Origin of the sequence: Onishia taeanensis (genome assembly GCF_013349955.1) — a bacterium.
Lineage (GTDB): Bacteria > Pseudomonadota > Gammaproteobacteria > Pseudomonadales > Halomonadaceae > Onishia > Onishia taeanensis_B.
In genome coordinates, this window is record NZ_JABVXC010000008.1 from 95882 (window position 1) to 109546 (window position 13665).

The 13665-nt window shown below is 64.9% G+C and carries 11 protein-coding genes; 3 read left to right on the top strand and 8 right to left on the bottom strand.

Features of this window, described 5'->3' with window-relative positions; all coding sequences use genetic code 11:
* Positions 1-65: 65 nt before the first annotated feature.
* The 3 genes from HUS66_RS10910 to putA form a co-directional block, all read right to left on the bottom strand.
* Positions 66-200, bottom strand: a complete 135-nt coding sequence (locus tag HUS66_RS10910) for an entericidin A/B family lipoprotein (RefSeq protein WP_175070942.1) — start codon at positions 198-200, stop codon at positions 66-68.
* 145 nt (positions 201-345) lie between these two features.
* Positions 346-1104, bottom strand: a complete 759-nt coding sequence (locus HUS66_RS10915) for a sulfite exporter TauE/SafE family protein (protein WP_175070943.1) — start codon at positions 1102-1104, stop codon at positions 346-348.
* Between the two features lie 268 nt (positions 1105-1372).
* Positions 1373-5038, bottom strand: a complete 3666-nt coding sequence (gene putA, locus HUS66_RS10920; RefSeq protein ID WP_175070944.1) for a bifunctional proline dehydrogenase/L-glutamate gamma-semialdehyde dehydrogenase PutA — start codon at positions 5036-5038, stop codon at positions 1373-1375.
* A gap of 537 nt (positions 5039-5575) precedes the next feature.
* Between putA and HUS66_RS10930 the strand changes: the two genes are divergently transcribed.
* Positions 5576-5998 (top strand): HIT domain-containing protein, encoded by a 423-nt coding sequence (locus HUS66_RS10930; protein WP_175070946.1) that lies wholly within the window; start codon positions 5576-5578, stop codon positions 5996-5998.
* A 33-nt stretch (positions 5999-6031) separates the two neighbouring features.
* Here HUS66_RS10930 and HUS66_RS10935 read toward each other — a convergent pair whose 3' ends face one another.
* The 4 genes from HUS66_RS10935 to HUS66_RS10950 form a co-directional block, all read right to left on the bottom strand.
* The gene (locus HUS66_RS10935) at positions 6032-7036 is read right to left on the bottom strand and encodes a nickel/cobalt transporter (protein ID WP_175070947.1); all 1005 of its coding nucleotides are present in this window, start codon (positions 7034-7036) and stop codon (positions 6032-6034) included.
* Positions 7024-7689, bottom strand: coding sequence for a DUF1007 family protein (locus HUS66_RS10940; RefSeq protein WP_175070948.1), 666 nt, complete (start codon positions 7687-7689; stop codon positions 7024-7026). The genes HUS66_RS10935 and HUS66_RS10940 overlap by 13 nt, the downstream gene beginning before the upstream one ends.
* Before the next feature lie 128 nt (positions 7690-7817).
* Entirely contained in the window at positions 7818-8243 is a 426-nt protein-coding gene (locus HUS66_RS10945; protein ID WP_175070949.1) for a hypothetical protein, read from the bottom strand.
* Positions 8240-8860 carry an HPF/RaiA family ribosome-associated protein gene (locus HUS66_RS10950; protein WP_175070950.1) on the bottom strand — a complete coding sequence of 207 codons (621 nt, stop codon included), beginning with the start codon at positions 8858-8860 and terminating at the stop codon, positions 8240-8242. Before HUS66_RS10950 ends, HUS66_RS10945 begins: the two co-directional genes overlap by 4 nt.
* Positions 8861-9031: 171 nt before the next feature.
* Here HUS66_RS10950 and HUS66_RS10955 point away from each other — a divergent pair, with 171 nt between their 5' ends.
* Both HUS66_RS10955 and HUS66_RS10960 read left to right on the top strand, forming a co-directional pair.
* Positions 9032-10201, top strand: coding sequence for a glycerate kinase (locus HUS66_RS10955; protein ID WP_175070951.1), 1170 nt, complete (start codon positions 9032-9034; stop codon positions 10199-10201).
* A gap of 201 nt (positions 10202-10402) precedes the next feature.
* Positions 10403-10876, top strand: coding sequence for a Dps family protein (locus HUS66_RS10960; protein WP_175070952.1), 474 nt, complete (start codon positions 10403-10405; stop codon positions 10874-10876).
* Between the two features lie 231 nt (positions 10877-11107).
* Here HUS66_RS10960 and HUS66_RS10965 read toward each other — a convergent pair whose 3' ends face one another.
* Entirely contained in the window at positions 11108-13591 is a 2484-nt protein-coding gene (locus HUS66_RS10965) for a tRNA(Met) cytidine acetyltransferase TmcA (RefSeq protein ID WP_282848677.1), read from the bottom strand.
* Positions 13592-13665: the final 74 nt, after the last annotated feature.

Sequence of the window (13665 nt, forward strand, 5' to 3'; positions counted from 1 at the left end):
GTTATCGCTCACCATGACGGCCTCGCTCACCGTCAGCGTCATGGCGTCCGCTATCGATAGAGGGCCTAGCTTTCGGCCGCTTCCTCGATCGCCTGGCCACCCTGCTGGATGTCCTCGCCGGCACCGCGCATGGTGTTACAGCCTGCCAGCAGCGACACGGAAAACAGGGTCAGGAACGTCAGGGCGATCAGTCGTGTCATGGTGATATCCTCATCGAGTGGCATGGGTAGATTCGCAAGCTATCACTACTACATTAGCACTCTTTACAGCGCACACCCCATTTTACAGCGCCCCCATCCGGCAGTGCTAGTACGCTAGAGCGAGCGCTCTCGACAAGAGACAGCGCTAGCCAACCACCAGGCGCACGATGATGGCCCCGATCATCACAAGCGTCAGCCAGCGTACCCATAGCGCCCCGCGAGGCCCCATGTTGACCCGCACCGCTAGCCAGGCACCGCTCATGCTTCCCACCGCCAACAGCAGACCATAGCTCCAGCGCACCTGGTCGTGATAGAGAAACAGCGCCAGCGCCGGCAAGGTGTAAATCAGAATGATAAAGACCTTGAAGACGTTGACCTGGGCCAGGTCGATCTTCAATAACCGATAGAGTACGACGATGAACAACACTCCCACGCCGACCTGAATGAAGCCGCCATATACGCCAATCGCGAACATCGCCAGATAGACCAGCGGCGTCAGGCGTTCGCGGGTCAAGGGCCGAGTTTCGAGCCGCGGCTGAGGCAGCAGCATCATCAGCGCACTGGCCGCCATCACCGTGACCAGCACCGCCTCGAAGAGGGCATCGCTGACCTGGAGTGCCAGCCAGACGCCGAGCAGCGAGCCTATCACCGCCGGCACCGCCAGGCGCAGGCTTAGCCCTATCTGGCTGGCCCCGGCACGGCGAAAGTTGCCTACCGCCGACAGACTCTGGAAGACGATCGACACCCGATTGGTGCCGTTGGCGACCTGCGCAGGCAGCCCCAGGAACATCAGCAGCGGCAGGGTCAGCATCGAGCCGCCCGCCGAGAGCACATTGATGAAACCGGCTAAACCGCCAAGAGCAATCAGGGCCAGGGCATCGTAAAGACTTGGGAATGCCGTCATGTCACCTCCGCTGTGACGAACGCAATGCGGTTAGGGAGTGTCCTGGGTAAATGCCGCGTCGGGGAAACCTGTAGGCAAATCATGACACGAATCGACACAGGAGCGTATCGCCTCCAGGCGGGACCGAGCGCAGTAGGAACACAAAAATGCCCGTATGCGCCTTGGCGACATACGGGCGAGTTTGGAAGGGAGAAAAGCGTTGGAGGGAGCCGGGATACCCGCGTGGGATAACCCTGCGGGGCGACCCAGTGGGTCGCCCCTGAGGTGGTTACTCGGCGGTTGCCAGCAGGCTGGCGTTACCGCCCGCCGCGGTAGTATCGATGCACAGATGGCGCTCCACCGCATAACGCTCCGGCGCAATGGTCTGCGTCTCGAGCGTTACGATGGCGCCTTCGCGCTGGGCAAGCGCGAGGCGCAGCTCGCGGTTCCAGTCGCCGGCACCGGTGGCGGCCACGACGGCGATGCCCTTGACCTTGGTCAGGGTCTCGGCCGCGATGCTGCCGTCGAGCTCAGCGACGGGGGCGCCGGCCTGTTTAAGCGCCTGCACGGCCTGGGTCGCACCGGGTACCACGATCACTGCCGGGCAGCCGACGCCGAGTGCTTGCACCGCCTGAGCGATGGCGATGTCGAGGGTCGGTCCCAGACACAGCACCGGACCCTTCGGATACATCGCCAGCCGGTTGCTCTCGCCTGTCGGCCCCGGCAGCGTCTGCGGGGTCATGTCCAGGGCGGCGGTCTCGGAAAGCGCCTTGCGAATCACGCCGCCCTTGCCGGAGAGCACCTTGCGCAGCACTTCGACCCGGTCGGGTCGCGCCGCCCAGTTGCGGGCATCCAGGCCGTCGAGGGCCGACTGCAGCGCCTCGAGAGAGACCGCCTCCCCCTTGGGTGCCTCAAGCTGCTCGACAGCCTCCGTGCGGCGGAAGCGATTGACGTAGAGCGGGCCGCCGGCCTTGGGCCCGGTTCCCGAGAGGCCTTCGCCCCCGAAGGGCTGGGAGCCGACGATGGCGCCGATCTGGTTGCGATTGACGTAGACGTTACCGACCCGGATGCGACCGACGATCTGCTGAACGCGGTCATCGATACGGGTATGCAGACCGAAGGTCAGCCCGTATCCCCGGTCGTTGATATCATCGACGACCTTGTCGATATCCCGTGCCTTGAAGGTGGCCACGTGCAGGATCGGGCCGAAGATTTCGCGTTCGAGATCCTCGATGCCGCCGACTTCGACGACCGCCGGACTGACGAAGGTGCCTTCGCTCGGCACCGGCAGCTTCTTGAGCACCTTGCCGGCCTTTTCCTGCGCCGCCAGGTAGTCAGAAATCTCGGCCTGGGCATCGGCATCGATCACCGGCGAGACGTCGGTGTCGGTGTTCCACGGATCGCCGATCACCAGCGCGTCCATGGCGCCGTCGAGCATCGTCAGCAGCCGCTCGCGCGCCTCTTCCTGGACATAGAGCATCCTGAGGGCCGAACACCGCTGGCCCGCAGACTGGAAGGACGAAATCAGGATGTCGCGCACCGCCTGCTCGGTCAGTGCCGTCGAATCCACGATCATCGCATTCAGGCCGCCGGTCTCAGCGATCAGTACCGCATCCGGTCCTGCATTTTCCACCAGCGCCTTGTGGATGATCTGCGCCACTTCGGTCGAGCCGGTAAAGCACACGCCAGCGATCCGCGAATCGCTGGTCAGCGGACCGCCGACGGTCGGCCCATCGCCCGGCAGCAGCTGAAGCGCCGCCTCCGGCAGGCCGGCCTCGCGCATCAACTCGACAGCGCGGGCGGCAATCAGGGGCGTCTGCTCGGCGGGTTTGGCCAGCACCGCATTGCCCGCCGCCAGCGCTGCGGCGATCTGGCCGGTAAAGATCGCCAGCGGGAAGTTCCAGGGGCTGATGCAAACGAAGATGCCACGCGCCTTGCCGGGCTCTTCCGTCTCCAGCCGCTCGCAGTCGTTGGCATAGTAGCGCAGGAAGTCCACCGCTTCGCGGACCTCGGCGATGCCATCGAACATCATCTTGCCGGCTTCGCGGGTGGTGATGACGGTCAGCTCGGCGAAGTTTTCCTCGTAGAGATCGGCGATACGGCGCAGCACGGCGGCGCGCTCAGAGGCCGGCCGGCCAGACCAGTCGCGGAAGCCGTCTTCAGCGGCATCGAGCGCCGATGCCACTTCTTCCGGCGTGGCTTCATACACCTTGCCCACCACGCGAGAGCCGTCGGCGGGAGACAGCGCATCGCGGCCAGGTCCCTGCGGCGCCGGACTGCCGGCGAGCATCGGCGCGGCGGTCCAGGTGGTATCGGCGAACGCCTCACGGCCCGCAATCAGCGACTGGATCGAGGCCGGCTCATTGATGCGATAGCCCCTGGAGTTCTTGCGCTCCGGCGCGAAGAGTTCGCCGGGTTGGCGAATCGACGGGCTGGCGATGGACTCGCCCAGGCCCTGCATCTCGGCCACGGGGTCATTCGACACCTCGCTGGCGGGAATCGACTCATCGACCACCTGGTTGACGAACGAAGAGTTGGCCCCGTTCTCGAGCAGGCGGCGTACCAGGTAGGCCAGCAGGTCACGGTGCGCACCGACCGGGGCATAGATCCGGCAGTGCGTGCCTTCCGACTGCTTGACGATGTGGTGCAGCGATTCACCCATGCCATGCAGGCGCTGGAACTCGTAGCTGTCCTTGTCGTCGCCCGCCATGGCGACGATGGCGGCACAGGTATGGGCGTTATGGGTGGCAAACTGCGGATAGATGCGGTCACGATAATCGAGCAGCAACTGCGCGCAGGCCATGTAGCTGACGTCGGTGTTGACCTTGCGGGTGAAGACCGGGAAGGTGTCGACGCCCAACTCCTGCGCCAGTTTGATCTCGGTATCCCAGTAGGCGCCCTTGACCAGACGCACCATGATCTTGCGGTCGTAGCGCTCGGCCATTTCGTAGAGGGCTTCGATCGCCGGCGCGGCGCGGCGCCCATAGGCCTGGATCACGACCCCGAAGCCGTTCCAGTCTTCAAGGCTCGGGTCGGCCAACAGCGCCTCGATCACATCCAGCGACAGGTCCAGGCGATCCTGTTCCTCGGCGTCGATATTGAAGCCGATATTGGCCTTGGCGGCTTGCCTCACTAGCTCCTGCGCGCGGGGCAGCAGCTCGGTCATCACCGTTTCACGGTGGGTGTATTCATAGCGCGGATGCAGCGCCGAGAGCTTGACCGAGATGCCGGGGCTCCCTCGCACATCGCCCTTGGCCTGCTTGGCGATTGCCGCAATGGCATTGGCGTAGGCATCGTAATAGCGTACCGCGTCCTCGTCGGTACGCGCCGCCTCGCCCAGCATGTCATAGGAATAGGTGTAGCCCTGCTTCTCGAGCTCGCGGGCATTCTTCATGCCCTCCTCGATAGTCTGACCGAGCACGAACTGACGGCCAAGAATCTTCATCGACTGGCCGACCGCCGTGCGGACCACCGGCTCCCCCATCCGGCGAACCAGGCCGCGCAGCGCCCGAACCGGCCCCTTGGGATCATTTTCCAGCACCTTGCCGGTCAGCATCAGCGCCCAGGTAGAGGCGTTGACCATCGATGAAGAGGACTTGCCCAGGTGAGCGCCCCAATCGGACGGTTCGATCTTGTCGTGGATCAGGTCATCGATCGTCTCCGCATCGGGCACGCGCAACAAGGCCTCGGCCAGACACATCAGGCCGACGCCTTCTTCTGTCGAGAGGCCGTATTCGGCGAGGAACGCCTCCATCATCGAGGGCGACGTTTCCTTGCGGACCCGCTCCACATAGTTGGCACCAACGGCGGCCACCTTGCGGCGATCATCCTCCGACAACCTGATGCGTTCGACCAGCCCGCCCAGCACGGCCGCCTCGTCGGCCGCATAGTGGGCACGGATGCGCGAGCGCAACTCGCTCACACTACCGTCTTGGGGCGTTGTCACTTCATTCATCGTCGTTCTCCCATATCAGCCGCTGCGCAACGTCGACACGACAGCTCTGTTGTTGTCATTTCTCAAAAGACCGTTAATCAGCTTAGGCGCCCCGACTCGGGTTGCGCACGCCGTTTACGCCATAGAGTCGTGACATGCTCTTATTAGGTTACGGCCTTATACGGGCAGAACGCCAGTCAAGTCTGTTCCACTCACCGCCATCGGAAGCGGCTCACTTGGTAGCGAGCAAGGCCCATGGTCAGGGGTCATCGGCACTTAAAGAGGCCGCTGGCTGCTTTATAAGCCGTGACGGCAAGGCAGGGGCAGGCGCTGATGTAAAGCGCGTGCTGGCGTCGAGCGACGTCGTGATCCAAAGCTTCCCCATCGGCGTGACAAGCAGCACCTGGCTCACTTGATCGACCTCGGGATACATGACAATCTCCAGCCGGTTGCGCGGCAGCCGCCCCTGGCCGCATTTCCCATCATTGACCGCGAATTACGACCTTGCGCCCTGCCACGAATCGAGAGCACTAATCGAGAGAGCACATCGAGAAAGCAATGAGCGACTTCACCCTGCACCCGCGGCTTGCCGCCGACACCCTACTCATCACCGACCTGCCACTCTGCCAGGTGCGGCTGATGAATGACGCCCGCTACGCCTGGCTGGTACTGGTGCCGCGACGCGACGATATCCGCGAGGTCTATGAGCTATCGGCGGCGGATCAGGCCCAGCTATGGAAGGAAGCGACGGCGCTGGGCAAGGCGCTGATGGCCGCCCGGGAAGGCGACAAGCTCAACCTGGCGACACTCGGCAATATGGTGCCCCAGCTGCATCTACATGTAATCGTGCGCCACGCAGGAGATGCTGCCTGGCCAGGGCCGGTGTGGGGACAGGGCAGCGCCCTTGCCTACGATGCCAATCAGGAAGCGGCAATGCGAGCGTGTTTGGAAGAGTGCCTGACGCAAAGCGGGCTAGGCTAAGCCGACACCTCAGGCTGCGCCGACGCATTGGGCTCAGCCGCCGAAGGGCGAAGCCGTTTTAGCGCTGGTGCCCTCGAGCAGCGGCGCGCCATTTGGCGCAGTGCCGCCGCCCACCACCAGCGTCACACCAAGAATACTGATCACCAGCCCTCCAACCAACGATGCCCAAGCCAGTCCGGGGCTCAGCCTGTTCAGCGACTGGCCGGACAGACGCCGCTCGGCCCAGCCGCGTGCCATGACGCTGAGCAAGGCCAGTGAAGACACCGCCAGGGCCGTGCCGGCCGCCATCACCAGCACCGCTGCCACACCGACCCAGAACTGCCCGAGCAGCGACGCCGCGCCCAATAACAACACGCCGCCGCTGCAGGGGCGAATGCCGATCGCCACCACAGTGCCCAGCGCCATGCGCCAGTCGCCGACCCCCTCGGGCGCCAGATGATGCTCGTGTCCGCAGCCGCAGGCGTCGCCATCATGAAGATGATCACCGGTTGGAGGACGCCTCGGGTCATGGCTTCTGCTGGTCTGGCGCAACTGCCGAAAACCGTTCAGGCAAAGCCATACCCCCAGCCCGATGACCATCAGAAAGCTGAGCTGCTCGACCCAGGCAACGGAACCCATGGCTTGGCGAGTCAGCCAGCCAAGTCCATGCACCAGCACCGCGACCAACAGGATCGCGACCAGCCCCTGCATAAGCGAGGCCGCGGCGGAAAGTGCCAGCGCTCGTTTCCAAGCGCCGCCCTGAGAGAGCAGATAGGTACTGAGCACTGCCTTGCCATGACCTGGGCCAGCGGCATGAAAGACGCCATAGCCAAAGCTAACGCTCAACAACGCGGCCCAGGTGGCCGGTGACGGCGCCCCGGAAAGTGCGGTGATGGCAAGCGTCAACTGCCGGTGCAGATCCCGCTGCCAGGCCACGATTTCGAGCAGCATGCCCTGCACACCGCCCTGCCAGCTCCAAAAAACGGCGCCAACCAGCAGCGCCAGCATGCTGACCACAGCGAACCAGCGGGCCGGGGCGCGCCTGATCAGGTCTCGCATACGACCTCCCCGGTCTCGGCAAAGAAGCGCCCCAATCCCGGCTCAGAGGTCTCATCAACATCCAACTGTGCGGCCATCGCCACCTTGGCCGGATCCGGGTCGGCCGGAAGGATATGCCCACTGCAGCCCTCGGGCGCACCACGCAGCGTCAGGGCTTCCGCACTGGGCACCTCGTCCTTGGCCTCGTGCAGCACCTCAATGTAATAGCTGGGATCGAAGACCCGATAGCGCAGCGCAGCACCGGCCAGCTCTAACGGCTTGGCCAGCGGTAACAGGAAACTGAAGACCAACCGTCCCCCCTGGCGCCTAATGCTGTAGTCGTTGACCTCAGCGACCGGGACCGACTGGCTGTCGTAGGAAAGTTCGGTGAAATACTGCTGAGCGGCCAGGTTATCGCGAATCTCGAGCCCCAACTGGTCGAGGCGCTCCTCCATACTGTCCGCACTCTCCACGGCGGCCAATTCCTCCATCAAGACCAGACTGTAGAAGGGGTCCATGCGCCAGCGCTGCTCGAGTGACACGACCCGGCCCTGGTCGTCGAACTGCACCGTCATGCCAAGATCGATCCAGCCATGGGGGTGAGCATAGGCATTTGGCGCCGGCCCCAGCAGCAGCGCTATCAGTGGCAGCACGAAAAGGGATGGTCTGTTCACCGGTAGATCTCCGCGACGTAGTGGCGCAAGGATCAAGGATCGCGCTTCGCCAAGCAACTATCAGCTGGCCCAGCGAGCCCTCCTGGTAGGTAAGGCGTGCTGGCAATGCAGCGTTGGCATGCAATCGCTCAGCGCTCTGCCGGCTGCTGCGCCTGCAGCCTTCTCAGCAGATCGGCCAGCAAGGTCTCGAGGCTCTCGGGCGCCAGCGGCTGGCGGCCGCGATAGCCACTGATCGACAGCCGGGTCGCGCCGTCGCCATTGGCCAATGCATCCAGGCGCAGCCGGTAGCCCGGCCAGGTCGCCAGCATCGCATCCAGCCGGCCAAGATCCAGGTCCGCATGGCGAATCACGAAGCCTCGCTCGATCAGCACCGTCAGTCCCTCGGCCATCACCTGTCGAGGAGAAGCGTCCACCACCGCGTCGCGGGCCTCGGGTGGACCGGGATAGCTGGCACAACCGGCGATCCCCGCCATTACCATAATGGCAATCAGCAGCCAGCAGGACCTTACTCGATGCCTTGAGCCGCGATTTTTCGCCTTTTGGTCAAGGCTCATAGCGCACGCTCCTCCTGTGTGAGGCCTGGCGACTGGAGGCCTAGCGGCTGAAGGTCCGACAGGCGGTCGATGGCCTCATGCAGGGTGCGGCAGAACTCCTCGCTGGCGACCACCCGGCCACTGCGCAAGCGCCCGTCGGCCTCGACGATCTGAAGATCTCGCGTGAGGCTAACCTGGGTGTCACGGGCGAGCACGGAGACACGCTCCACCTGGGTGGGGTCGTCGCCGAAACTGCGATTCAGACTGATCGCCATCCCCGTGCTGCGATGCCCACCCAGCCCGAAGAAGCCCGACAGCCCGAACAGCGGCTGGTAACCGGGCATTCCATAACCGGCCAGTATCCGGCTGCGCTGGGCGGTGACCAGCCCAAGCCGAACCTCGGATTCGACGATCACGAAATCATCCGCCTCGAGGGCAGCAATCACTCGACGCAGATAGCGAAGCGACCCTGCTTCGGGAGCTGTCCACTGACAGGCCGCAGCGGCCGGGTCAGAGTGGTCGGGTAGTCGTGGCGGGCCGCTCGCGCAGCCGGCAAGCAACACTCCTGCTACCCCGAGCGTCCCTATCAGTCTTTTGAATATATCCGGCCACCGTTTGAATACATCTTGTCGTTCCATGCTCCGCGCCTGCTCCGCCTTGTCCACTACATCGTCTTTCTCCTTACAGTGTATGTCGCCATGGAGATCACGGAGACAGCGCAAGCGGTTGGCCGTCAACGGCTGGAGGCTGGCCTTTTACGCAAGCGTCGAGGATGATCAGGAGACCGTTCCGCCACTGCGAGAGCCTCGATGAAGATCCTGATCGCGCCCGACAGCTACAAGGATGCCCTGCCCGCCCGCGACGCCGCCGAGGCCATGGCCCAGGGCATTCTCAAGGCCCTGCCTGACGCCGAGACCCACTGTTGCCCGATGGGCGATGGCGGCGAAGGCACCCTGGATGCCCTGCTCGTCGCCACCGGCGCCGAGCGCCACCTGACCTGGGTACAGGATGCCCTTGGCCGGCCGCGAGAAGCGGCCTGGGGCTACCAGGCCGAGCGCCGTACCGCCTTCATCGAACTGGCCGAAGCCAGCGGCCTCCAGCATCTGGAACCCCAGGAACGCACCGCCCTGCACAGCACCACCTTCGGGGTCGGCGAGCTGATTCTCGCGTCCCTCGATGCCGGCGCCGAGCGGCTGCTGCTGACCATCGGTGGCAGCGCCACCAACGACGCCGGTGCCGGCATGCTGGCCGCGCTCGGCGCGCGCCCGCTGGACGCGCAGGGCCAGCCCCTTCCTCCTGGCGGTGCCGCACTCGCCGAACTCGCCACTCTCGACCTAAGCAGCCTGGATCCTCGACTGGCCGGGCTCGTGGTCGAGACTGCGGTGGACGTCGACAACCCGCTGCTCGGCCCGCGGGGAGCCAGCGCCGTATTCGGGCCACAGAAGGGCGCCAGCGACGCTGACGTACAAACGCTGGATGCGGCACTTGGCCACTTCGCCGACCTCACCGCCCACCAGCTCGGCGATGATCATCGCCAGTTGCCAGGCGCCGGCGCCGCCGGCGGCATGGGCTTCGCTGCCCGCGCCTTCCTCGGCGCCGAGCTGCGCCCGGGCATCACGCTGGTGATGGAGCAGGTGGGCTTCGACGCCCTGCTCGACAGCGCCGACCTGGTGATCACCGGTGAAGGCCAGCTCGACGGCCAGAGCCTCGCCGGCAAGACACCGGTCGGCATCGCCCGTGCCGCCCGCGCCAAGGGCGTCCCGGTCGTCGCGCTGGTAGGGCGACTCGGCGACGGCTGGCAAGCCGCCCATGAAGAGGGCATCAGTGCCGCCTTCGCCCTGGCCGACGGCCCGATGTCCCTCGATGAAGCCCTCGAGCGCACGCCGGCGCTACTCGCCGACCGCGCCGGCAGCCTGGTGCGCCTGCTCGCGGCCTGGCCAACGCCTCCGGCCAACGGCTCTCTGGGCGGCAATAAATAAGAAGGTACTTCAGACAGTGCTGTGACAGATGCAAGAAAGGACGCACCGACGACTACATCAGCAAGACCTTGAAAAAGATCGCCGTCGCCGGCATGTCATAGGACAGCACTATGGTGATGATGGCGAGATTTCGTTATCACGATACAGCGCAACATCATACGATGAAGCCAGACAAACTCATTTGAGATCAAGGAGGTATCCATGACCGATACCAATGTCATCGGGCTACACGAGAGCAGCGCCAACCAGCTTGCCGAGCGCCTCAACGCCCTGCTGGCCAACTATCAGATCTTCTACATGAATGTGCGTGGCTACCATTGGAACGTGAAGGGTAACCAATTCTTCGAGCTGCACACCAAGTTCGAGGAGTACTACACCGACCTGCTGCTCAAGGTCGATGAAGTTGCCGAGCGTATCCTGACCCTGGGCTACACGCCGGTACACGCCTACAGCGATTACGTTAAGATGTCAGACATCGCCGAAGACAAGGACATCCACGATGGCCCGTCTTGCGTGCGTGGCATCCTGCAAGGCTATCAGTCGCTGATCGGCCTACAGCGCGAGATCCTCTCCCTGGCCTCTGACGCCGATGATGAAGGCACCGCCGCTCAGGTGGGTGATTACATCCGCGAGCAGGAAAAGACCGTCTGGATGCTCAACGCCTACCTTGGCTGATCCCTGCCACCAGATAGTCGGATTGCACGATAAAATGAACGCCGTCCTTTATTGGGCGGCGTTTTTTATGTGCCGCTTTTTGTGGCTACGAATTTGTGGATACCAAGAAGCGCCGACCCCGTTGGTCGGTCACTGAGCAGCTGACAGCCCTTCCCACTCACGTCGCCACCGCCAGATCACCTCAATCCTGGGCGTCGGAGAGCTCCGCGTCTCTTATGGATGGCACGAATATCAGGGCGGCGCGAACAGCAGGCGCCAACGCCTCAGCGTCTCGCGCAGGCGGGCTTCGACCTGGCGCCGACCGGGCAGACCGAGGCGTCGAGCCAGCCAGGCAGCATCTCGCCCCTGAAAGAGCACGGCGACCAGCATCCAGGCATCCTCATCAGACGCCTCGGCAACGCCTTTCTCATCGAGCACGCCTGCCGGTCGGCGCGCGACCGCATCGCCGCCTTGATATCGCAGCGCCAGCCCGCGACGCACCAAGGCCTGAAGGGCCGGGCGAGCCAGCGCCGGCGCTCTGTGACCCTGCGCCACGTCGTCGATGTCTCTGAGCATGGCGCCATCCAGCTCGTCCACCGGCCCTTCACCCAGCAAGCCTGCCGCCAGGGTCGGGTCGAAATCCTTGAGCTCGAAGGCCAACAGGCTCGGCAGCAGCGCCTGGAAACCCGTGGCGAGACCCGCGAGCAGCTTATCGCCATGGGCGCTGGTCGCACGTGCGACCATCAGCGCGTGCTCGCCGCTGGACGCCTCACGCGTCAGGCCCAGGCGCAACGCACGAAAACCACTTTGCTGCCAGAAGGCCATCAGCCCCGGCTCGGCACCAAAGCTGGCACCGAACAGATCGATGCCCTCCTCGTGTGCCTTGGCAAGCTCTGCCGCCAGCAATGCTCGGCCATGACCGAGACGCCGCGCGCCTGGGGCGACGGCGATGCGCATCACGCGACGGACCCGCGAGGTCAGCGCCTCGCGGCTGCCGGCGTGGGCCGCCAGAGATTGCGCCAGCAGATGACCGCGAGGTCGCCGCTCGCCGCGGGCCACTTGCTCAGCCAAATCAGGGGCAAAGCCGCCTTCATCCACGGTCAGTGCCACGGCCCTTGGGTGTAGCTCACCCAGGCACACCACCCGGCCGCCGGGACCGTCAAGCAGCCGGCGCAGATCGCTTGGCTGGGTGCGGTAATGGGCCTGGACCAGCAGGCCGAACAGCGCTCTGAGCCGCGACTCGTCGGCCGCCAGGGCGTCCCGGGAGCACTCGATGATCGAGGCTTCAGCTGTTGCTCTCAAGCTGGCGTCAGGCTCGGCCTGTTGATCCGCCTCGGCTTTTGGCTCTACCTCGTCAGGCTCGGCTCTTGGGTCTGCCTTGTCAGGCTCGGCTCTTGGTTCTGCCTCGTCAGGCTCGGCGTCGAGCATCAGCAGCCTGCCGGTGATCCGCTCCAGGGGATCATCCGCGGACCAGCGGACCGGAGTGGCCAGATGCAGGCCCTGCCAGCCGGGAGTCTGACGATCCAGATGCTCACGAAAACGCAGCGCGAAACCACGCCCCGAGCCCTCGTAGCCGTGAACGGTGGTGGCGAAGGCGATACGTGGGAAGGCGACCAGCATTCGCGACAGCAGCGGCGCGGGAATCGCTGCCGCCTCGTCGACCAGCAGCAAGGCTCCGGCCCCGCCCTGCTCGCCGGTCAGGGTCGATTCCACCAGGGCATCCGGGGCAATGAAGCGCACACAGGGCGAATCCCCGGCCTCACGTGCCGCTTCAAGGGCGAAGACGTTGGCCTGCCGCTGCCCACTAGGGCAAAGCACCGCCAAGCGCTCGAATAGCGCCTCCACCGCCGCCGGGCGCGGTGCGGTGACCAGCACCTGCGTTTCACCACCGGCGAGCAGCCGGGCACAGGCAATGCCCAGCGCCGCGCTCTTGCCCCGGCCCCGGTCAGCGGTGAGCACCAGTGGACGCCGGCGCTTCAACCGCACGAGACGCTCAACCGCTCTCGCCTGGTCCGCAGTGGCGCAGTCGGCATCCTCGGGTAGCACCTGCCTGACGTCATCGTTCGACACGTCCGACGCCTTCCGTGCGGCTATCGCTTGAGCCAGCGGCTCAGCCAATTGCAGATTGCCATCACACGGCCAGATCGCGACCTCCGGTGAAGCCAAAAGCAGCCGAGCGAGACGCGCCAAATAGCGCGAGCTCAGATTCTCGGCGCGATAGGGGTGCTCGGCGAGGCGGGTGTAGTCACCATCCGGCCGGGTGCCCCAGTCAGGCGGCGTCAGCAGCACCAATACGCCGCCCGCCCGCAGGGTGCCGGATACCGCGCCGAAGGCCTCGGGATCGAAGCCGGTCTGGGCGGAGACGGCATCGACCACCGCCAGGTCGTGTTCGCCGCCCAGCCGAGTGCGCGCCTTGGCAGCAGGCAGTGGGTCGATGCCTGCCGCCTCGAGGCTCGCCTGGGGCGTGCCCAGCCACAAGGGCTTGGCCCAACCGGCGGCCTGCCAAAGCGAGAGGGCACGGGAGATGGCGAGGGCCTGGGGGGCGGCTATCCACAGCAGGCCCCGGTGGCGCCGGGCCGCAAGGTGGCCAAGCAGCGCCGAAAACGTCTCACGGCTTGGCGGATCGATAGGCGTCATGGAATCAGAGATGTCGAGCGGGATGGTCATGGCGCACAGCATGCGACAAGCGTCATCGCGGGGCCAGCCCTGGATGCGCTCGACGTAACCTACCTTCACGCCACGGAACTCGCCGGCACCCTGGAGGCAGCCGTTAGTTTTCAAGATGCGATTGGCAAGGCATTGGTTAAAGC

Excerpts from the sequence above, each read along its gene's own strand:
- putA (WP_175070944.1), bottom strand. The coding sequence starts at position 5,038 with ATGAATGAAGTGACAACGCCCCAAGACGGTAGTGTGAGCGAGTTGCGC.
- HUS66_RS10960 (WP_175070952.1), top strand. The coding sequence starts at position 10,403 with ATGACCGATACCAATGTCATCGGGCTACACGAGAGCAGCGCCAACCAG.
- HUS66_RS10915 (WP_175070943.1), bottom strand. The coding sequence starts at position 1,104 with ATGACGGCATTCCCAAGTCTTTACGATGCCCTGGCCCTGATTGCTCTT.
- HUS66_RS10955 (WP_175070951.1), top strand. The coding sequence starts at position 9,032 with ATGAAGATCCTGATCGCGCCCGACAGCTACAAGGATGCCCTGCCCGCC.
- HUS66_RS10930 (WP_175070946.1), top strand. The coding sequence starts at position 5,576 with ATGAGCGACTTCACCCTGCACCCGCGGCTTGCCGCCGACACCCTACTC.
- HUS66_RS10945 (WP_175070949.1), bottom strand. The coding sequence starts at position 8,243 with ATGAGCCTTGACCAAAAGGCGAAAAATCGCGGCTCAAGGCATCGAGTA.
- HUS66_RS10950 (WP_175070950.1), bottom strand. The coding sequence starts at position 8,860 with ATGGAACGACAAGATGTATTCAAACGGTGGCCGGATATATTCAAAAGA.
- HUS66_RS10910 (WP_175070942.1), bottom strand. The coding sequence starts at position 200 with ATGACACGACTGATCGCCCTGACGTTCCTGACCCTGTTTTCCGTGTCG.
- HUS66_RS10935 (WP_175070947.1), bottom strand. The coding sequence starts at position 7,036 with ATGCGAGACCTGATCAGGCGCGCCCCGGCCCGCTGGTTCGCTGTGGTC.